We start from the raw sequence: 19,851 nt of genomic DNA on the forward strand, positions 1-19,851 counted from the left end.
TACTAGATGAACTTTCTATCTATGCTGGTCACTTCTTTTTACCTCTACCACCGTATTCTCCAGAATTAAATCCAATTGAGCAAAGTTGGGCTATTCTAAAAAAATCAGTTACAGAATTACTTCGCAAGATGGACTCTATAACTGATGCAATAACATACTATTTAAAAACTAAATGACTATAACACAAAAGCAGCTTGCTATTTTTTTCTAGCAAGCTGCTTTTGTGTTATTTTCGCTTGCTCAAACCTACACTCAGCAGAATTAGAACAAGTCCGGAGATAATGTTGAAATAAGGATTGCCATAAAGAGGACTAATAGCAATCAGGAAAGCCCCCAAGGCCAGTAAAAAAGGATATCGGTTCTTACTCATAATAACTTCAAATAAGAATAATCGAAGAATTTCAAAAAAATGACTAGGAAATCCGACGATGGTTGTTCAACAGGTCTGGGAGACCTGTTGAATATGATCTATAAGGCGTACGAAGTACGCAATCAAGAAAGTTCATCAAGGAGGATTGACAACGTCAGATTTTGAAATTCAAAGAGTATTCAGAACATTACTGGTCACCCGCCTCCACCTTATTCGCCGCAATGACAAATGGGGTCCAAATAAGGAATGCTACCAGAAGGTTAAAAAGGGATACGACAGCGGCCATGACGGAACCACCGGTTGCGAGGTAGGCATAGAGTCCTGGAGGGGTAATCCATGGTACCGCAGCAAAGACAGGTGGAATCAAGCCGGAGGCTGTTGCCAGGTAGGCGATCGTTGCACAGATTGGTGGCACGATCAACCATGGGATAACAAAGAGAGGATTGAGAACCATTGGGATACCGAAAATCATTGGTTCATTGATATTGAAGACTCCCATTGGAGCAGAAAGTTTCGCCACAACCTTGTATTCTTCCCGTTTTGAGAAAAGGAAGATGGCAATGATCAAGGCTAGGGTAACCCCAGATCCACCCATTTGAGCATAGGCATCAAAGGAGCCCCGTGTCCAAAGCCATGGGAGGTCGGCTGTACTTTGGGTCGCATTGTAAACAGCTGTATTTTCATTCAGAGCAACGCTGTAGATACCTTCCATAACAGGAGCCAAAACATTGTGCCCGTGTAGCCCAAAGAACCAGAAGAGTTGCACCAAGAAGGTGACCAAAATAACGGATCCAAGTCCTTGGGAAAGGCCAAGTAATGGAATTTGAATATAGGTAGATACCACATCGCTCAAGGATTGACCAGTAAGAGCAAAGACTCCGTAAGCTAGGATAGAAGATACATAAATCGCAACTGTTCCAGGGATAATTGCCGCAAAAGCTTTATTAACAGCTGGTGGAACAGTGTCTGGCAATTTAATCACAACATTGTGTTTCACCAAGGTCGCATAGACCCAAGTAGCCAAGAAGCCGATTACAAGTGCGGAGAAGAGACCTGTAGCACCACCGTATTTGAGGGCGATGGCTCCCCACTGGCTGGTTTCAAGGCTCGTTAGCCCATCCGCTGTTGTAAGAGTAAGTCCGATTTTTTCCAGTCCAGCAAGGGCAGCCTTGTCAATCCCTTCCAAGGGGGTGGAGATGGTTAGGCTCTGTGGAATGGTTGCGACAAAGGACGCAAAGGAAATCAAACCACCGGCCAGAGGATTTACCTTATACATTTGGGAAAGATGATAACCAAAACTAAAGGCAAAAATCAAGGCCATGATCCCAATGGTTCCGAAGTAAACATAACCATTGATATCAATGATGGGTTGGACGGCCTCAACAAAACCAGTCCAGCCAAGGTTGGTTGGCAAGTCGCGTAGGAATACGTTTAAAAGAACGGCTACGGCTCCCGCCATCGTAATGGGCATGGTAGAAATAAAGGAATCCCGGATGGCAATCAGATGGCGCTGAGAACCAATCTTACCGGCTATTTCCATGAACTTTTCTGTAAAGTTGGACATGAAGTCAACCTCCTATTCTTGTTTTTCTTGTGCATGTCGAATGAGGGCCTGGAGTTGGGCGTCAAACTGTCTTTCCAGACTTTTGGTCAGCAGTTTGGACATCAGGAAATGATTGGCCTTGCCAAACCAGTCTCTAGCCACGAAGTCATAAGCGTAGCTCACCTGGGTTTCTTCCTCACTAAGAGCTTGAAATTCATAGGTAATGAATTCATCTCCCCGATTGGATTGGAAATGGACCTTATACAGATTGGGTTGCTCCAAGTTCAAGACCTTGACCCCAACGGTATGTTGGTTCTTATCTCCGAAACGTTTGACGTAGCTTAAACCCGCAGTTCGTTCATGGGGTTCCAATACTTCTCCTGTGTTTTCTTGATAGTCATCCGCTAGAGATTGGAGGACAATCTCAAATACCCGATTTATTGGTACTTTCCCAACTGTTGTGACCTTCATTTGCGACTCCTTCTAAGCCATGTGTTTATAGACATCCACAAATTCTTTGGCCAGATCAATAAAGGTTAATGCGGTCATCAAGTGGTCCTGTCCATGGACCATGAGGAGAGTTAATTCCATATTTTGACCACCTGCTTCTTTGGCCAAGAGATCCGTTTGTGAATTATGGGCAACATTGAGGGATTTGGTTGCCTCTGCTAAGAGGAGGTCCGCTTCCTCAAAGTCTTTCTTTTTGGCTGCCTGTATAGCTTGCACAGCGTAACCTTTGGCCTCACCACCATACATGATTAGCCCCATGATTGCTTCTAAGTGTTGACCTGTATCCATCCTAGTCCTCCATTAGAGCCAAAGCAGCATCTAAGACTTTCTCACCATTCATCACTCCGTAGTCCATCATATTGATGGCATCAACTTTAATGTTAGGTTCAAATTTATCCTTGAAGTCATTGAGGAGGAATTTAACTTGTGGCCCCAATAAGATGACATCGATGGCTTTATCTTGTACTTCATTATCCGCTTCTGAAACGGGAACTGCCCAGATGCTTGCTTCCAAGCCCTTGTCTTCAGCAGCTTTCTGCATTTTGGTTACCAACATGCTGGTTGACATTCCTGCGTTGCAAGCTAACATAATGTTTTTCATAGTTGTCTCCTTCTACCCCTGTGCTTGTATCAAGGGAATCATAATTTCTAGTAATTGTTCATATGTTGGATCCGCCAAGAGTTTCTCCTGGAGAGTCGGATCTTGGACAAAGCCCACCAAGGATGGGGATACGTATTTAAAGTTAGGATTCGGACCGGTCGAAGGTGACAGTAAGAAGACAAAGGACACGCCTTTACCAGCTTCCCACTCCACCTTGTCCTGCACCACGGCAACTGCGACTTGCTCTGTATAGGTCAAGGGTTTGGCCGGATGAGGAAAAGCTAAAGCTTCCCCAAAAACCACCGAACTGTAACTCTCCCTCAAGTCCACCTGCTCCTTGAATTCCTCCAATTCTTTTTTCTTAAAGCCCTCGTCCAAGCTGGCAATTAATTCTTCTAGGATAAAATCGCGATCAGCTGTGTCGAAAACCAGGAAGCGATCCGGTGAAAAAAGACTCGTAGCAATCAAGCGGGCTTGGGACAAGGTCAGCCAGCGATTCTTCCCTGACTCTCGACTAGGCAAACTGACCCGCTGGAGCTGACTTCGAATTTTTTTAATGTCTTGATCGGATAAAAATACAGAGACCGTTACAACTGGTGTTAGAAAAACCAGGTTTGACAGGCTGACAGAAGAAACAATTAAGTCTATTCCTTCCAATCGATCCTCCGTTATCTCATAATAAGAGAGGACATCGACGATTTCTAAATCTCTCGCAAATTCCTTTTCCAGACGATTCTTGAGCATCAGAGCTGAACCGACACCTGTTGAACAGACAACCAGTACCCGGGTCTTATCTTCACTTTGGTACCGTTCAATAGCCGCCAGAACGTGAAGCGTTAAATAGGCCCATTCATCATCCGAGACCTGAAACCCTTGTAACTCTGATAAATTGGAAAAAGCCTTCTTGGTCAATTCCAAAACCTCTTGGTAGTCTGCTTGAATGGTTTCAAGCAGCGGATTCCCCATGGTCATCCCATTTTCCAAACGTGTTAATAAGGGCTGCAAGTGGGCTAGAATGCCCTTGACCAGTTGAGAATCTTGGACCAGGTTCAAACCCGATTCTTGGGATAAAATCTCCAGAACCTGGGTCAGGTGAGCTAGTAATTTTTCTTGTCCAGAATGGAATTGATTGCGGTCATCCGGCAACTTTACCTTTAAATGAAGGGCGATATAGTTGGCTTCTTCAGGAGCAAGCACCACCCCAAACTGGTCTTCCACCCGACTTAGAATCCTTTGAGCCACTTCCAACTCACGCGAGGACTCCAACTGAGGGGCCAAGGGAAAATCCTTGAGACTTGCTCCCTGCTTGACTCGCTGTAAGAGCAAGGCAATATGGAGAACCAAATTCTTCATCACAAAATCTGAAATCCGAAGGCCTGCTGCCCGACACTGGTCAATCACGATGGTCAGTAAACTCGAGAAGGAAATATCTTCCAGAATCTCATTCTCCACCAGACCATAGGACAGGTGCTGGCTCTCCTGACCAAAGAAATAATCCATCATAAAATTCCGACTAGAAACCTCTGAGCCTTCAACCCGCACGCGCCCTTTTTGGACCACCAACTTGAGCTGGTAAGCCGCTAGCAGTTTCCGAATTTCCGCTACGATTGTCTGAAGGGTCGTCCGAGCAATAAACATCTCCTGTTGCAGATCCTCCAAGGCTAGCTCCCCTTCCTCGAAGAAAAGTTTATGAAGCAAGTAGCGCTCGCGATCCTCAGCCTCTTCCAGAGGGTTCAAATCCAAGCCCTGTTTCCTGCGACTCAACTCTTCTTGCCAAAAGACTTGAAACTCCAAAGGTCTTTCAATCAATAGCTGATAACCCTTCCCCTGTTTCGATTCCAGCTTGCCTCCTGAATTCTCCAAGGAAGTTGCCAAATTTTGTAAATACTTTCGGGCGGTTCGATCACTAACCCCGAGAAGCTCAGCAAGCTCCTTGCTGGAGTAATACTGACTCGGATTCTGGGTAAGATGGTCTAAGAGGCGTACTTCTTTTTTGGAAAGCATGATCCCTCCTTTTTGCATTCATAAATAACTATCTTATGAAAACATTATACCATTTGTCACCGCTTCCAAAATCCTTCCTTTTTCCGTTTCTTTAGTGAAATTCTTCGGCCTCTGATAAGCTTATACTCTTTGAAAATCAAATTTATACTCATTACATTTCAAAATCTGAATGTGTTAATCCTCTTCGCCGAACCCTCAGTTCTGTCTTCATCGGATTGCCTTTTCAGATTTCGAACTGTTTCGAGTATTAAACGTTGTCAGGTCAGACAGTCTGGGAGACTGTCTGAGATTCTAGTTGAAAAAACGAAGTTTTTGTCAACTTTGCCGTACTTATTTGAAACTTTCTTCGAAAGTATTATCAGCAAGCTCAAAACCTCTCCCAGAGATTTCGAGCTGTCTGCGGCTCACTTCCTAGTTTACTTTTTGATTTTCATTGAGTATTAGGCGAAATTCCTGCCAAGGTTTTATAAATTCTAGAATTGGTAAGTAAGCATCTAGCACCCGTCCTACTCGGTTCACTTTGGGTGAGACTTCAAAGTCCCGAAGAGCAATCTGTAACTCCCCTTTATAGCGACCATAGAGGTCATTATCCATTAAGACGTCTCCTCGATCTACCTTGTAAGAAACTTGACTTCGAGGAGGCAGACTCTCCCTGGCATAGACAATACGCGGCTGTGTCGACCGTAATAGGTAGTCTGAAATATCCCCACGATAGACATGCTCAAAAGCGATAATTTCTTTTTCCAGTTCGGTCAAATCGGATTTCCCAAGCACTTCCAGCGTGACAACTTCCGAATGAAGAACGGGGCGAATTTCTTCCAATTCCTCTCGACTCACAAACTGATTGGAAATCAAAACATCATCAATGAGACCCGTTGCCTTGATCCATTCGATTTGAGCTGCCAAAGGACGAAAACGATGCTCTTCCAGCGTTGGCAAACCTTCCTGTAAAGGCCAAGGTCCTTCTGAAGCTGTTTGGGCAGAAACAAAGGCTGCTGTACGAATCCCATGTTCTTTAAAGAAAGCTGACATTTCTAAGAAGTGTTTTTGGGACAAACCTGTATAGGCATGTGGGTAGAAATTATGACAGGCTATCACAGATTCCATGTTGGCTCCCTCTGTCAACAGCTGAGTTACCAATTTTTTATCCGTAGAGAGATTCAGTTCCACCTTGATTCCAAAGGGATTATGAGTCATCGCCACAATTTCTTCAATGGGCAGGGCTTCATCCAGACGAATCCCTGCCAAACCTAAATCCGCCGCTCTTTCCATCAGCTGGCCTTGCCAGCCATTGCTCTCAAGAAAGCCAGGACTGACATCCGCAATCACTTCTATGCCTAAATTTGATGCAACCGCAATCAACTGCCGGTAATGCTCCAGCGGTTCTGCACCCACTCCCTCTAATTGAAGGAGACTCATAAACAAACGCTTGGCTCCGTAAGCTTTTAAGAGCTCCATATAAGCTTGGCACTCTTCCAAGCTATAGTTTTCCGGATATAGGGAAAAACCAAATCCGATCATGTTACTCCTCCTCTAGAAATCCATTGGCCTGGCTAACTTCTTTAAACCACAGACCCGATTTCTTGATTGTTCGTTCTTGACTCTCATAATCCAACTCGACAAACCCATAGCGATTTTTGTAGGCATTCAACCATGACCAGCAATCAATAAAGGTCCACATCATGTAGCCCTTGCAATTGGACCCTTCCTCAATTCCACGATGCAATTCTTTTAAATGCCCTTTGACAAAGTCGATACGGTAGGCATCTTGGATACGACCATGATCCTTGAAGACCTCTTCCCCCTCGACCCCCATGCCGTTCTCCGTTACCAACCATTCCAGATTTCCATAGTTGTCCCGCAGGTTAAGGGCAATATCATATAGCCCCTGTTCGTAAATTTCCCAACCACGATGTGGATTGATTTTTTTACCTGGCATATCGTATGGGGCAAAGAAATGATCCGGCACAAGGAGATCCCCATCTTGATACTCTAGTAGAGGAGCTTGAACCCGCAAGGGTTGGTAGTAGTTGACACCTAAGAAATCAACTGTATGATTCGCGATTATTTGCAACTCCTCTTTGGTGACCTCTGGAGTCAAACCATACTCCTCCATCAAGTCCACCAACTCCTCTGGATAATGCCCCTTCACAGATGGATCTAAGAAAGACTTGGTTTGAAACAGCTCAGCAATACGAGCAGCTTTTAAATCTTCTGGGTCTTGACTCTTGGCATAGGCCGGAGTCAAATTCAAAACAATAGCAATCTTCTTTTCTGGATTGTTTTCATGGCAAGCCCGGACTGCCAGAGCTGAAGCCAATTGCGTATGGTAGGCTACGGCTACTGCAGCCTTGGCGTCCACTTTGGCGGGGTAATGATAATCCCCTAGATAACCGCATTCTACCGGGACAATGGGCTCATTAAAGGTAATCCAACGATCGACCAAGTCATCAAACAACTGGATACAAGCCTTTGCATAAGCCTCATAAGCCCAAACAATCTCTTTCGATTCCCATCCCCCTTCTTCCTGAAGAGCATAAGGTAAATCAAAATGATAAAGATTCACATAAAGCTGAATCCCCCTATCACGAACACCTTGAAAAACTTGGCGATAAAATTCAACCGCCTGGGGATTGACCTCCCCACGACCTTGGGGAATCAAGCGGGACCACTGGATCGAAGTACGAAAAACGGTATGCCCTGTTTCCACAAGCAAATCCAAATCCTGGGCAAAATTCTTGTAGAAAGTCGATGTTTTTTCTGGGCCAATTTGCCCGTGGAAGCGTTCAGGCTCCACAGAATACCAGTAGTCCCAGTTACTCATCCCCTTCCCATCACCAGGTTCAATCCCTTCACTTTGGGGACCGGATGTTGAAGACCCCCATAGAAAACCGTCTGGAAACATATATTCTTTAGTCATATTGTTGCCTCTTTTCTTTTATATCTGCAATTACTGGCGCAAACTGAGGTAAGTAAGCCTCATGTGCCACTAATAAATCTTGCAACAGGCGCTCAGCAGCTTGGCCATTTGGAATCAGGGGATTCAAGGCAAAGGCCTCCAAAGCTCGCTCATAATCACCCGACATAGCCGCCTCTACTGTTGCGATCTCCATTTCTTTCATCAATTTTAAATAGCCCTTCACCAATCCCTTGGTCGGTGGGCAGGCTAAGGGAATAGCCCCTTGAGCAGTAATCAGGCAAGAAACTTCAACCACACAATGTTCCGGTAAATAAGGAATCACCCCTCGATTAACAGTCGACACCGTTAATTCTTCCCGACTATCCTGATAAATGGCTTGGATAAGCTGGCAGGCCACATCACTATAGTAGGCCCCACCTCTCTGCTCCAACTGTTTGGGTTTAACGGCTAATCCCGGATCCTGGTAGAGTTCAAAGAGCTGCTCTTCCACCTCTTGCACCACCTGGGCCCGTACCTGCCCTTTTTGATACTGGTCTAAGGCATCTGCCAGCATTTCTTGTTCCAAGAAATAATAACGGTGGTAATCACAAGGCAGTTGTCCAATGGTTCGCAAGAGTTCAATTGGAAACTCTAGATTGGTAATGTTTTTAACGGCTTCCGCCAGCTGAGGCTTAGCATCCCCGTAAAGCTTTTCTAGAACTTCAGCCGTTCGATTCTGCCCCTCTTGATCCCAAACTTCATGGAAATGAAAGTGGTTCAGACCAACATGCCGGGTCATCAGTTTCCTTTCCTCGAGCCCCAAGACCTCGGCAGCCTTTTTCTTCTGACCAACTGGGATATTACATAAGCCAATGACCTTTTCCCAACCCAAATAATTCCGAATGGCTTCCGTCACCATCCCAGCTGGATTGGTGAAATTAATGAGCCAGGCATCTGGGCAGACTTCCTTCATATCTGCAATAATTCCCTTATAGGCCTCAATGGTGCGGAAGGCCTTGAAGATCCCACCAGCACCATTGGTCTCCTGCCCAATCATGCCATAAGAAAGCGGCAAGGTCTCATCCAGGTAACGGGCTGCAAGCTGCCCCACCCGAAACTGGGAGGTCACGAAATCTGCCCCTTCGAGCGCCTGCCGCCGATCCAAGGTCGCTTGAATTTTCCAATCCAAACCAGCCTTAGCAACCATCCGGCGTGCTAAATTGACCACAATCTCCTGCTTCCAAGCACCCTCTTCCACATCTACAAACCACCACTCACGAATGGGAATATCCGCTGCTCGCAGAATCATCCCTTCCACCAATTCAGGGGTATAGGAAGACCCACCCCCCAGAGTCACCAATTTCAAAGACTTCATAACAGACTCCTGTTTCTATACTCTACCTCGATTATAGACCTTTCCAACAGCTATGTAAACGGATACACAGACCTAGTTTTTCCGTAATGAAGCGGAAAAGATTGAAAGTTTTGTACAACCCTTCTTTATTCCAGCTCTCAGCTTGTTCTCAAAAGAAACGTTACTTTTTCTAGACATAATAAAATTCCTACTTTCATAAACAGTACGTTACGTATTTGTACTGTCTATGAAAGTAGGACTACATCAGATTTTGTTGGCTCTTTGTCTGTTTCTAAAGGAGATAGCGGGTGGCGATGATATTTTTAACGAGGGATTGAACATTTGCTAAGGTGCGTTCAGTTTCCATAGCCTGATTTAAAGAAAGGACTTCCCGTTGAATTGAAAAGGTTGCCAGAAAAGCCTCCTCAAATCCCTTGGCTTCTTCCACACTGCCACCTAATGCGATAACAGGAACACCAGCGTTTTTGGCTGTTTGTGCGACACCGATTGGCAGTTTCCCATTCAAACTTTGCTTATCTAGAAGACCTTCTCCTGTGAAGACCAAGTCTGATCCCTGAATCGCTTGAGCTAAGCCTAAGGTTTCAGCAATAAAAGGATAACCAGCTTCTAGTTCTCCACCTAGCAGCACCAAGGCACCACCAAGACCACCTGCTGCTCCAGTCCCCGGAATCTTTTGAAGGTCAATCCCTGTTTCCTGTCTCATCTGATTGACAAACTCTTGAGCGACCAAATCCATAGCCTTCACTTGCCTAGGACCGGCACCTTTTTGTGGTCCAAAAACCACGGCATATCCTTGAGGTCCAGCATAGGGATTGGTAACATCCGTTAAGCCCCGCAAGCGGATCTGAGCAAGAGCACTACGTTCTTCATCCGTCAAGGCATTTAGTAACCCACGGCCTCCATCCGAGCTGCCACTGCCACCCAGAGTCAAAACCAACTCCTGACACCCCCGTAACAAGGCGTCTCGGAACAATGCTGCTAAACCTTTACTTGTCGCACGCTCCACCGTTTCTGAGGACGGAGTTAGTTGATCAATTCCGACAACACGCGCCGACTCTATATAGGCTATTTGCCCACTTATAAAATAAGCAGCCACAATCGGTCGTTCCAATAAATCAACTGTTTCAACCTCAACCCAAAAACCTTCTAACCCTTGTGCCAAAGCGTCCAAAGTTCCCTCTCCCCCATCCGCTATGGGAACTGTTACCACTTCCGCATCTGGTAAAACCTCTAAAATCCCAGCCTTTGCGGCCTGATTCAATTGCATCGACGTTGCAGATCCTTTAAAAGAATCAATCGCTACTAGAAATTTCATAGGCAGACCTCCTCTCAAATATGATTATACCCTTTTAATTGGAGAAGCATCTAGCTAATACCCAAGAAACTCATTTTACCCTCACTTTCTCTTTACTCCCCTTTACTAAATACAGTTACAGATGAGGAGGAGGCTTATTATCGATATAAACGTTATCTTGGATATAGAGTCCAAACAGGTAGCGAACCCCAAAACACACTGACTTTTGCGACTCGTTTTAATGAACACTTCAAAAAACAGAAGCTAGGCAGAACATCATCACGGATGTTTTACCTAGCTTCTTTTAAGTTATTTTCGAATGTTCAAATCCGCTAATTGTGCTAGGATTTCTTCCTCACTAGCACCTGCTTGTAAAAGAGCGGCTGCGGTGTATGTGCCTTCAACAACTGGTACTGACTGAATCTGTACATCTTTGCTGGTCATTTCAGCTGCTAGTTCTAAATTCATTCGAGCTGATCCCAAGTCATAGAAGGCTAAGAGTCTTTGAGCTGAATTTTGCTCAACTGCTTCCAGAACAGTTTCAAAACTAGTTCCAATTTCTCCTTCAGGAGTCCCACCAACATAGGTAAAAGGGATATCCGAAGTGACTTGAGATATCAGTTCAGCCAAACCGTTAACAAGTTTATTCGAATGCGACACTAATAAAATTCCTAGAGCTGTCATTAGCCCACCTCCGCCTCAAGCAGAGCTTCGAACAAAAGGCCTGATGAATAAGAGCCAGGATCAACATGACCCACAGAGCGCTCACCAACATAAGAAGCCCGTCCTTTTTTAGCTTGTAAGTCCTTGGTTGCTGCTACATGGTCTGCAATTTTTTGAACGGTCAAGGCATTCTCTTGTAGATCTGCCAAGACTGGAATCCAAACATCAACCATGGTCTTATCTCCCAGCTGGGCCTGACCTCTTTTTTGGATATTTGCCAAAGCAGCTTCCAGTCCTGCTCCAAGACCCTCGCTATCAATTTTCTGACTTAATCCTAGAAAGGCAGAGCCATAGAGAGGACCTGAAGCTCCTCCAACTTTAGACAATAATTGCATCGCAACCATTTTAAAGAGAGCACCCGCTGATTCAAAATTTTGAGTTTCTAACTCAGCAACCACTGCCAGCATTCCTCTAGACATGTTCCCTCCGTGATCTCCATCACCAATGGGTGTATCGAGTTCACTTAGAAAAGCCTGTTTATCCTGTATCTTTTCGTTAAATAAAAGCATCCATTTTTTTGCATCTGCTACTTGCATCCTAATCTCCTTATACTTCATTGACCTCACTCGGAAGACTCGAATCTTTCAAAAGATGACTAGTCGATGATGATCGTTCAACCAGTCTGGAGGACCTGTTGAATAGGATCGATAAGGAGGTTGAGACAAAAGTCTCAACCTTCCTATTTGTTAGTGAAATAATTTTTACGCAGTGGTTGATTGGTATTTTCGTTCGCCTTTTATTGAGAGAACACTTCATGTTCTCTTATCCAGAAACTAAAAGAGTCAACTCCCGACTCTTTTACCTCCGAAAACAACCGAATCAACTGTGCGGAGGTGGGGCTACGAACTAATTTTTAATAAAATTAGTTCTACCCCACTCTCAATCAGTTCATCACAAGGGCTTGACAAAATCAATTTTTGAAATTTAATGAGTACTACCAGGCAATGGTTTCAACCGGACTCACCAAAGCCTCTAAATCTTGTGCATTTTCAAGACGCATCAGGGTCAACGAAAGACCCGCCATGTCCAAGGAAGTCATATAATCTCCGAGTTTACGGAAGGGAACACGCACCCCTTTGGCTTCCAAAAGCTTCATCACATCATTGGCAAAAATATACTGCTCCATCAAGGGGGTTGACCCTAGACCATTGATCAATAAGGCAAATTCTTGCCCTGCTTCCGCTTGAAAATCTTCCAATAACTTTTCAACCAATTCTTGAGCCAAGTCCGCTGATGGTTTCAACTTTTCTTTACGATAACCGGGTTCTCCATGGATTCCGACTCCGTATTCAAACTCATCATCCTCCAAAACAAACCCCGGTTTCCCAACTTCTGGCAGCGTTGCTCCCGATAAAGCTAGACCAATGGTTTTGATCTGGGGCACAATTCGGTCTGCAAGTTCTTTGATTTCTTCCAAAGTCTGACCTTGACGAGCTGCATGGCCCAAAATCTTGTGAACCAGAATTGTCCCAGCTACTCCCCGACGCCCCTGCGTATATAAACTATTTTCGACAGCGATATCATCATCCACTACCACACTAGCAACCTGGATTCCCTCCATTTCTGCTAGCTCTTGAGCCATTTCGAAATTCATAATATCACCAGAGTAGTTTTTAATGACCATAAAGACGCCGGCACCTTCATCCGCAGCTTTGATAGCTTCCAAAATTTGATCTGGAGTTGGGGATGTGAAGACAGCCCCACAAACCGCAGCGGACAACATCCCTTGCCCAACAAAACCAGCATGCGAAGGTTCATGACCAGAGCCTCCTCCTGAAATCAATCCAACACGCCCTGATTTTTCCGCACTCCTTACTAACACTTGAAAGTCTTCATGCCGGTGTAGAATCTCCGGATGAACTGCTACCAAGCCTTGAATCATCTCTTCTACTACTGCCCGTGGATCATTGATAATTTTTTTCATCAGCTAAGCCTCCTTTATTTTCTCCCCTTTATTATAATTTTAAAATGCAAAAAAGATAAGGGACAAAACAAGAAAACTGTCCCTGTACGAAAAGGATCTTTGCTAGAATAATAGTAGGAAGAAGTGAGGTATCCTATGGCATCATCTCTGATTACGAAAAAACGCATCGCAAAAGCCTTTAAAGAGCTATTAGCAGAAAATGATTTTGATAAACTATCCGTTGTAACCATCATGGATCGAGCTGGTATTCGTCGGCAAACTTTTTATAACCATTTTCTGGATAAGTACCAACTCCTCGATTGGATTTTCCAAAATGACTTGAAAGAACAAATCGCAGACAATTTGGATTTCATTTCTGGGAGACATCTCATCCAAGAAGTGTTTCACTATCTTGAAGAGGAGGCAATCTTTTACCAAAAAGCCTTTGAAATTCAAGGTCAAAACAATTTTTATGCCTACTTCATAGACTATTGCCAACTAATGGTAGGAAAAATTCTCAATGAGTACCCTACTCATCCTAGTCTAGTTGAGGACCCATCCTTTCTTGATTTTCATAAAAACTATCAAGCCCGGGCCATGGCCGAAACCATCAAACAAGTGGTCCAGCACCAAATCCCCAAGCCCCATCCAGACCACATCTTAGCAGAAATTACTGGACTGAAATAGGAGAAGATTATGACCTCTATCCAAAATCAAACAGACCAATCCATTCCGGCCTATGTCGAGGCAAGCCTCGCCTTGCACCCTCACTTAACCAAGCACCCTCACTTACCCCTCGTCTATCTGAAAAAGAGGAACCCACACATCATCCCGATTCTATCCGGTGGTGGTTCTGGGCATGAACCTGCGCACATGGGATATGTCGGAGACGGGATGTTGACAGGAGCTCTTTATGGACAACTCTTCACACCTCCCAAAAAGGCAGAAATCCTCGAAACTATCCGTTTCTTGGACCAAGGAAAAGGTATTTTTATCATAATCAAAAATTTCCCTGCCGATCTTCTTGAATTCCGAAATGCCATCCAAGAAGCTCGGCAAGATGGACACCAAGTTTCCTACATCCTCTCCCACGATGACATCTCCATTGAAAGCAAACAAAAATACCAAATTAGAGGTAGGGGACTTGCCGGAACCATCCTTCTTCATAAAATTCTGGGACATGCGGCACAAGCTGGGGCAAACTTACAAGAACTTGAAAACCTAGGCTTGACTCTATCCAGTCAAATTGCAACCATTGGTTTTGCCTCCAAAACAAGCACTCTTTTTGAAAAAACACGGAATACTTTCACAATACCAGAAAATCATATTTCCTATGGAATTGGTATTCATGGGGAAGAAGGCTACCGTCTGGAACCATTTGAGAGTTCGGAACAACTAGCCAACGAGATTCTCAACAAACTCCGACTTCACTTTCATTGGAAAACAGGAGATTCCTATATTCTGCTCATCAATAATTTAGGAACTACCAGTGAATTAGAGATGGGGGTCTTTACGCATGATCTCCTCCAACTGCTAGACATCCAAGGACTCCGTCCAACTCTCGTTAAAAGTGGTCGATTCATGACCAGCCTCGATATGGCCGGTATCTCCGTCACCCTTTGCCCAGCCAGCGATTACCTAGAAGCCTTGTTGGCACCAACCAATGCTTTCGCCTGGTAATTCTCTTTTTCCATACCTGACCCCTTAAAAAAGGCCGAGTGTGAAAACTCGACCTTTTTACGCTTCTTTTTCCTCCACCCGAGTAAAGCGATGACTTTTACCAATCAGGCGGACTTTTTTATCACTATTTCCAGTACCCGCTCGAATGAATTGGTCTTCCGTGACATCATGGTACTGATGAATCAGACCGCTGACATATTCAACTTCCATGATGCCATTTTCCCAACCCATGGACTTAACCATGCGAGTGCCTTTAGCAGGATGTCGTTCCATAAATACACCATCCGTTTAGAGGATATTGTCAAAGCTATCATAGACGTCTTGTGGCCAGACACTGGATTGAACTTCTCCAATATGTTTTTTCCGCAAGAGGAACATGGCTAAACGAGATTGGCCAATCCCTCCACCAATTGATAGCGGGAAGAAACCACGAAGCAGGGTTTTATGCCAATCGAATTCTAAGCGCTCTTCATCACCCGTAATGGCCACTTGGCGCTTGAGCGCATCTTCATCCACCCGGATTCCCATGGAAGAGAGTTCAAAGGCAGAACCCAATTGGTCATTCCAGACCAGAATATCCCCATTCAAGCCCTTATAGCCATTCTCAGTCTCCGTTGTCCAGTCGTCATAGTCCGGTGCGCGGCCGTCATGCGGCTGTCCATCCGCTAGCACGCCTCCAATCCCAATCAGAAAGACCGCCCCATACTCCTTAGCAATCGCATTTTCTCTTTCTTTTGGACTTAAGTCGGGATAAAGGTTGACCAGCTCCTCTGTATGCACAAAGGTAATCTGTTTGGGCAAAATGGCTTCGATATCGTACCGGGCCTCTACGGCCAATTCTGTTAGACGGATCGCCTTGTAGATTTTTTCAACTGTATCCTTCAGATAAGCTAAATTCCGTTGACCATCTGGAATCACCTTTTCCCAGTCCCACTGGTCGACATAGACAGAATGAGTTGGGTCCAAGGAATCCTCATCCGGACGCAGAGCCTTCATATGAACAAAGAGACCTTCTCCCTCATTAAAACCAAAACGAGCCAAGGTGTGTCGTTTCCACTTAGCCAAGGAATGAACCACTTCATAAGTTGCTTCTGGAATCAACTTCACATGCACTTCTACTGGATGCTCAATGCCAGACAAGTTGTCCTGCATTCCGTCCCCAACACGACACAAGATCGGACCTTGCACCTCAACGATTTCTAATTTGTCTTGCAGGTATTGGGTAAAGGTGTTTTTGACAAAGGAAATTTCTTCTTGCTGATGGATAAAGTCTTTTTTCATAGTTTCTCCTTCATTCTCAAGCCCTCGGGACCTCTACTAAAGTTAGGTATATGATACACTAAAATTAGAAAAAATCAAGGAGGCCCCATGTCCATTTTTCAAAAAAGTGTTAAAGTTGTCTTGGTCATCTGGTTAGCCGTCCAACTGGCCACCTTTTTCGGGCTTAACTATCCGTCATCTGCGGGGATTATTGGTTTGCTCAGTTTATTAGATACGCGACGCTCAACACTCCTTACCGCTAAACGGCGCGTTTTAAGTATGACCTCAGCCATGCTTGCGGCCATTGTCTGTTTCAGTCTATTCGGACTTAACATTTGGGCCTTTGGACTAACCATGACTATCTACATTCCCATGGCCTATAAATACGAATGGGACATCGGCTTATCCGTCTCCACAGTTGGAGTTTTTCACCTCCTCGATACCGGAAGCTTGGCCCTACCCGTCATCCTAAATGAAATCGGCCTTTTCGCAATCGGGGTTAGCCTGGCTCTCTTGGCCAATGTCTATATGCCTTCCCACCAAAAAGAAATCATCGCCGCAAAGGACCGGGTCGAATTCCTCTTCAAAGGTATACTCCTGCGCTTCCACCATATCCTCTCGACCGGAGAGGCAAGTGAGGAGACTTTCCGTACCCAACAATTGGAAAGGGAGATCCAAGCAGCCCTTGAGCTGGTTTACCGTGACCAATCCAACCAACTCTTCCAGCGAACTGACTATGAAGTGCATTACTTTGAAATGCGCTTGGAACAATGTTACTACCTCCAACAAATGGTCGAGGACATCAACCACTGCCACTTTTCTGCGGAGGAGAGCCTGATTCTGGCCCAACTCTTCAAGGACACCGCACAACAGTTGGAAGACAAATCCACCCCAGTTCATCTGATTGATCGGATTGACCAATACCTTGAAGCTTTTCGCCAACGGCCACTCCCAAAGAGTCGCGAAGAATTCGAATCCCGCTCTATGCTCCTGCAAATCTTCCGTGATCTGGAACGCCTCATCCTCCTAAAAGTCCACTTCTACGAACGCTATCCCCACGACCAACTCACAGACGAATAAATTTTTCGAAACTATAAGTTTCATTTAAGGAAAGAACGGTATACTTATTCCATAGTTGAGGAAGACCTCAACGACTCCTAAAACTTTTCTTTTTCATAATAATCTCCTATAAGGGCTCCGGAATTACTGGGGCCTTTTACTTGTTTAGGAACGGATATTGTTTGACTTGCCGGGGAGATTATTGGGGAGCGGTAAAGCGCAGAGCGCTTTTTTACCTCGCTTTGCTCGGTATCCGTCGCTCTAGCTCACTCCGTGTCACAGAGCGAACGGACATCATAATCTCCTATAAGGGCCTCAGATTTACTGGGGCCTTTTACTTGTTTAGGAACGGATATTGTTTGACTTGCCGGGGAGATTATTGGGGAGCGGTAAAGCGCAGAGCGCTTTTTTACCTCGCTTTGCTCGGTATCCGTCGCTCTAGCTCACTCCGTGTCACAGAGCGAACGGACATCATAATCTCCTATAAGGGCTCCGGAATTACTGGGCCTTTTACTTGTTTAGGAATGGATATTGGTTGACTTGCCGGGGAGATTATTGGGGAGCGGTAAAGCGCAGAGCGCTTTTTTACCTCGCTTTGCTCGGTATCCGTCGCTCTAGCTCACTCCGTGTCACAGAGCGAACGGACATCATAATCTCCTATAAGGGCTCCGGAATTACTGGGCCTTTTACTTGTTTAGGAATGGATATTGTTTGACTTGCCGGGGAGATTATTGGGGAGCGGTAAAGCGCAGAGCGCTTTTTACCTCGCTTTGCTCGGTATCCGTCGCTCTAGCTCACTCCGTGTCACAGAGCGAACGGACATCATAATCTCCTATAAGGGCCTCAGATTTACTGGGGCCTTTTACATTTGTGGAATAGTTTAAGAAAATTTTGACAAAAAGTATATTCGAGTGTATAATGAAAATAAAAAGTATATACGAGTATATAAGGAAATATAAAAGTATATACCAATATATAGGAGATGCTATGACACCATTCACGACTATATTTGGTAAATCACCTAAAGTTTTTTTGAACAGAAACCAGGAATTTGAGAATCTGTTAAAAAATCTCAACAACCCTTACTCCGATGCACAATCTACTATCATTACAGGAGTTCGAGGTTCGGGAAAAACCACCTTTATCACGAAGTTAGAAAATGAACTACCTGAACACTGGATTCCCATCACACTGATTAACACCCCTTCCATCGTGTCCGAGTTGATTGCAGAATTAAGCAATAAGGTTAATAGAGAAATTACACTGAGCAATTCTATACAAGTTAAAAACTTTAGTGTATTGGGACTAACCATTGAGAATGTCCAGTCTCAAAATACTACAAATCAACAACAATTAATTGACCTATTGACTATTTGTCAAAACGCTAATCGGAAAGTTGTCGTTTTAATCGATGAAATTTCTAGTTCTAATGGTATTAGAGAGTTGTACTCACTTTTTCAGCTCCTTATCCGTAAAGACCTTCCTATTAGCATTGTTTCAACAGGTCTTCCGGAAGATATTAATGAAGTTATTACCGATAAAATTTTAACTTTCCTACTACGCTCAAATATAATTGAACTCTCTCCTCTCACCATTGATGATATCGAAGAGGCTTATATCAAACATCTATCACTCGACCGTTCTGTTGCTGGTTATGCTGCAGAGAAAACCAAAGGATATGCCTATGCTTTTCAATTACTAGGTCAATTAATGTATGAGAAAGAATCTACAACCATCAACGATATCGATGAAATTATTCCAGATTTTCGATATTTGCTTGGAAAAAATGCCTACCGACTAATCAAACAACGACTTTCAGAGAAGGATGAAATCTTCTTAAAAGCAATCAAATCAGAAACAAAGATAGCAGATCTAATTACAGAAACGAAATGGGATAAAAACCTTATTAATACATATAAGTATAGACTTATAGATAAAGGACTTGTCTTTCAGCCACAACGTGGATATGTTGACTTAGTTTTACCTGAATTTGATATTTTCCTTGAAAATTTCTGAAACCGCACCAATAAAATAGATGCAAAACCTCCCCTCAGCTTTTACGGGATAGCTGAGGGGAGGTCTGATTTTAAAATAGAATGGATATTATTTCAGCCGTTCTTGTAATTTTTCTACAAAAAGATAGGCTGCTGGGCAGATGAGGGTGTTTTGGATGGTAAGATGGTTGATTTGATAAATCTTTTTACGGTCTGTATGCGGAAATTCACGGCAGGCTTTAGGACGAACATCGTAGATAGAGCAGAGATTGTCCTCGCCGATAAACGGACAGGGCATGGATTGAAAGACCTTATCACCATCTTCATCCACGCGCAGAAAAGCCTCCTCAAAGGCAGATAATTTCATTCGAAACGTTTTGGAAATGCGCGTGATGTCTGCCTCTGTCAAAAGAGGACCTAAATGACGACAGCAGTTGGCACACTGGATACAATCAATCTCCTCAAACACTTCTGCATGAATTTCCTGGCTAAGTTTATCTAACTGTTTAGGCAATGTCATTAAGTTAAGGATTTCGAAAGCTCCTAAATCGAGCTTTCGAAATCTTTTTTTGCTATACTTAGGCTCAAGGAGGTGGATAGAATGCCAAATCAAGTAAAGAAGCAACTACGAAATAG

At 44.2% G+C, this 19,851-nt stretch carries 20 protein-coding genes and 1 pseudogene; 5 read left to right on the forward strand and 16 right to left on the reverse strand.

Annotated elements, in window-relative coordinates; genetic code table 11:
* Positions 1 to 176 (forward strand): transposase (locus tag I2503_RS06195; protein ID WP_196967218.1); only part of this gene is annotated, 176 nt, incomplete at its 5' end.
* A 50-nt stretch (positions 177 to 226) separates the two neighbouring features.
* On the opposite strand, the gene I2503_RS06200 is transcribed toward I2503_RS06195, so the two are convergent.
* The 13 genes from I2503_RS06200 to dhaK all read right to left on the reverse strand — a co-directional run bounded on the left by I2503_RS06200 (position 227) and on the right by dhaK (position 13,243).
* Positions 227 to 370: a hypothetical protein gene (locus tag I2503_RS06200; RefSeq protein WP_196967364.1), complete on the reverse strand. Its 144-nt coding sequence runs from the start codon at positions 368 to 370 to the stop codon at positions 227 to 229.
* A 187-nt stretch (positions 371 to 557) separates the two neighbouring features.
* Positions 558 to 1,934, reverse strand: coding sequence for a PTS sugar transporter subunit IIC (locus tag I2503_RS06205; protein ID WP_196967365.1), 1,377 nt, complete (start codon positions 1,932 to 1,934; stop codon positions 558 to 560).
* A gap of 12 nt (positions 1,935 to 1,946) precedes the next feature.
* The gene (locus I2503_RS06210) at positions 1,947 to 2,384 is read right to left on the reverse strand and encodes a DUF3284 domain-containing protein (protein WP_196967366.1); all 438 of its coding nucleotides are present in this window, start codon (positions 2,382 to 2,384) and stop codon (positions 1,947 to 1,949) included.
* 12 nt (positions 2,385 to 2,396) lie between these two features.
* Positions 2,397 to 2,711: a PTS lactose/cellobiose transporter subunit IIA gene (locus tag I2503_RS06215; protein WP_196967367.1), complete on the reverse strand. Its 315-nt coding sequence runs from the start codon at positions 2,709 to 2,711 to the stop codon at positions 2,397 to 2,399.
* A gap of 1 nt (position 2,712) precedes the next feature.
* Positions 2,713 to 3,024, reverse strand: a complete 312-nt coding sequence (locus I2503_RS06220) for a PTS sugar transporter subunit IIB (RefSeq protein WP_196967368.1) — start codon at positions 3,022 to 3,024, stop codon at positions 2,713 to 2,715.
* A gap of 12 nt (positions 3,025 to 3,036) precedes the next feature.
* Positions 3,037 to 5,028, reverse strand: coding sequence for a PRD domain-containing protein (locus tag I2503_RS06225; protein WP_196967369.1), 1,992 nt, complete (start codon positions 5,026 to 5,028; stop codon positions 3,037 to 3,039).
* A 411-nt stretch (positions 5,029 to 5,439) separates the two neighbouring features.
* Positions 5,440 to 6,549: a MupG family TIM beta-alpha barrel fold protein gene (locus I2503_RS06230; protein WP_196967370.1), complete on the reverse strand. Its 1,110-nt coding sequence runs from the start codon at positions 6,547 to 6,549 to the stop codon at positions 5,440 to 5,442.
* Between the two features lies 1 nt (position 6,550).
* Positions 6,551 to 7,948: a glycoside hydrolase family 1 protein gene (locus I2503_RS06235; protein WP_196967371.1), complete on the reverse strand. Its 1,398-nt coding sequence runs from the start codon at positions 7,946 to 7,948 to the stop codon at positions 6,551 to 6,553.
* A complete protein-coding gene (locus tag I2503_RS06240; RefSeq protein ID WP_196967372.1) occupies positions 7,941 to 9,302 on the reverse strand; it encodes a 6-phospho-beta-glucosidase in 1,362 nt (453 codons plus the stop codon). Before I2503_RS06240 ends, I2503_RS06235 begins: the two co-directional genes overlap by 8 nt.
* 271 nt (positions 9,303 to 9,573) lie before the next feature.
* Entirely contained in the window at positions 9,574 to 10,617 is a 1,044-nt protein-coding gene (locus I2503_RS06245; RefSeq protein ID WP_196967373.1) for a glycerate kinase, read from the reverse strand.
* A 288-nt stretch (positions 10,618 to 10,905) separates the two neighbouring features.
* Complete coding sequence (gene dhaM, locus I2503_RS06250; RefSeq protein ID WP_196967374.1) at positions 10,906 to 11,280, reverse strand: dihydroxyacetone kinase phosphoryl donor subunit DhaM; 375 nt, start codon at positions 11,278 to 11,280, stop codon at positions 10,906 to 10,908.
* Positions 11,280 to 11,855, reverse strand: a complete 576-nt coding sequence (dhaL, locus tag I2503_RS06255; RefSeq protein WP_196967375.1) for a dihydroxyacetone kinase subunit DhaL — start codon at positions 11,853 to 11,855, stop codon at positions 11,280 to 11,282. Before dhaL ends, dhaM begins: the two co-directional genes overlap by 1 nt.
* A 398-nt stretch (positions 11,856 to 12,253) precedes the next feature.
* A complete protein-coding gene (gene dhaK, locus I2503_RS06260; RefSeq protein ID WP_196967376.1) occupies positions 12,254 to 13,243 on the reverse strand; it encodes a dihydroxyacetone kinase subunit DhaK in 990 nt (329 codons plus the stop codon).
* Positions 13,244 to 13,378: 135 nt separating this feature from the next.
* Between dhaK and dhaS the strand changes: the two genes are divergently transcribed.
* Both dhaS and dhaQ read left to right on the forward strand, forming a co-directional pair.
* Positions 13,379 to 13,909 carry a dihydroxyacetone kinase transcriptional activator DhaS gene (dhaS, locus tag I2503_RS06265; RefSeq protein ID WP_196967377.1) on the forward strand — a complete coding sequence of 177 codons (531 nt, stop codon included), beginning with the start codon at positions 13,379 to 13,381 and terminating at the stop codon, positions 13,907 to 13,909.
* A 9-nt stretch (positions 13,910 to 13,918) separates the two neighbouring features.
* Positions 13,919 to 14,902, forward strand: coding sequence for a DhaKLM operon coactivator DhaQ (gene dhaQ, locus I2503_RS06270; RefSeq protein WP_196967378.1), 984 nt, complete (start codon positions 13,919 to 13,921; stop codon positions 14,900 to 14,902).
* Between the two features lie 57 nt (positions 14,903 to 14,959).
* On the opposite strand, the gene I2503_RS06275 is transcribed toward dhaQ, so the two are convergent.
* Entirely contained in the window at positions 14,960 to 15,175 is a 216-nt protein-coding gene (locus I2503_RS06275) for a hypothetical protein (RefSeq protein WP_196091051.1), read from the reverse strand.
* 15 nt (positions 15,176 to 15,190) lie between these two features.
* Positions 15,191 to 16,183, reverse strand: a complete 993-nt coding sequence (gene asnA, locus I2503_RS06280) for an aspartate--ammonia ligase (protein WP_196967379.1) — start codon at positions 16,181 to 16,183, stop codon at positions 15,191 to 15,193.
* Between the two features lie 87 nt (positions 16,184 to 16,270).
* Here asnA and I2503_RS06285 point away from each other — a divergent pair, with 87 nt between their 5' ends.
* Together I2503_RS06285 and I2503_RS06290 are read left to right on the forward strand one after the other, a co-directional pair.
* Positions 16,271 to 17,242: an aromatic acid exporter family protein gene (locus I2503_RS06285; protein ID WP_196967380.1), complete on the forward strand. Its 972-nt coding sequence runs from the start codon at positions 16,271 to 16,273 to the stop codon at positions 17,240 to 17,242.
* 966 nt (positions 17,243 to 18,208) lie between these two features.
* The gene (locus tag I2503_RS06290; RefSeq protein ID WP_196967381.1) at positions 18,209 to 19,237 is read left to right on the forward strand and encodes an AAA family ATPase; all 1,029 of its coding nucleotides are present in this window, start codon (positions 18,209 to 18,211) and stop codon (positions 19,235 to 19,237) included.
* An 87-nt stretch (positions 19,238 to 19,324) separates the two neighbouring features.
* Here the strand turns inward: I2503_RS06290 and I2503_RS06295 are convergent.
* A pseudogene (locus I2503_RS06295) lies at positions 19,325 to 19,726 on the reverse strand (YkgJ family cysteine cluster protein); the annotation flags it as partial.
* Between the last annotated feature and the right edge of the window lie 125 nt (positions 19,727 to 19,851).

The organism is Streptococcus sp. NLN64 (assembly GCF_015831295.1).
Lineage (GTDB): Bacteria > Bacillota > Bacilli > Lactobacillales > Streptococcaceae > Streptococcus.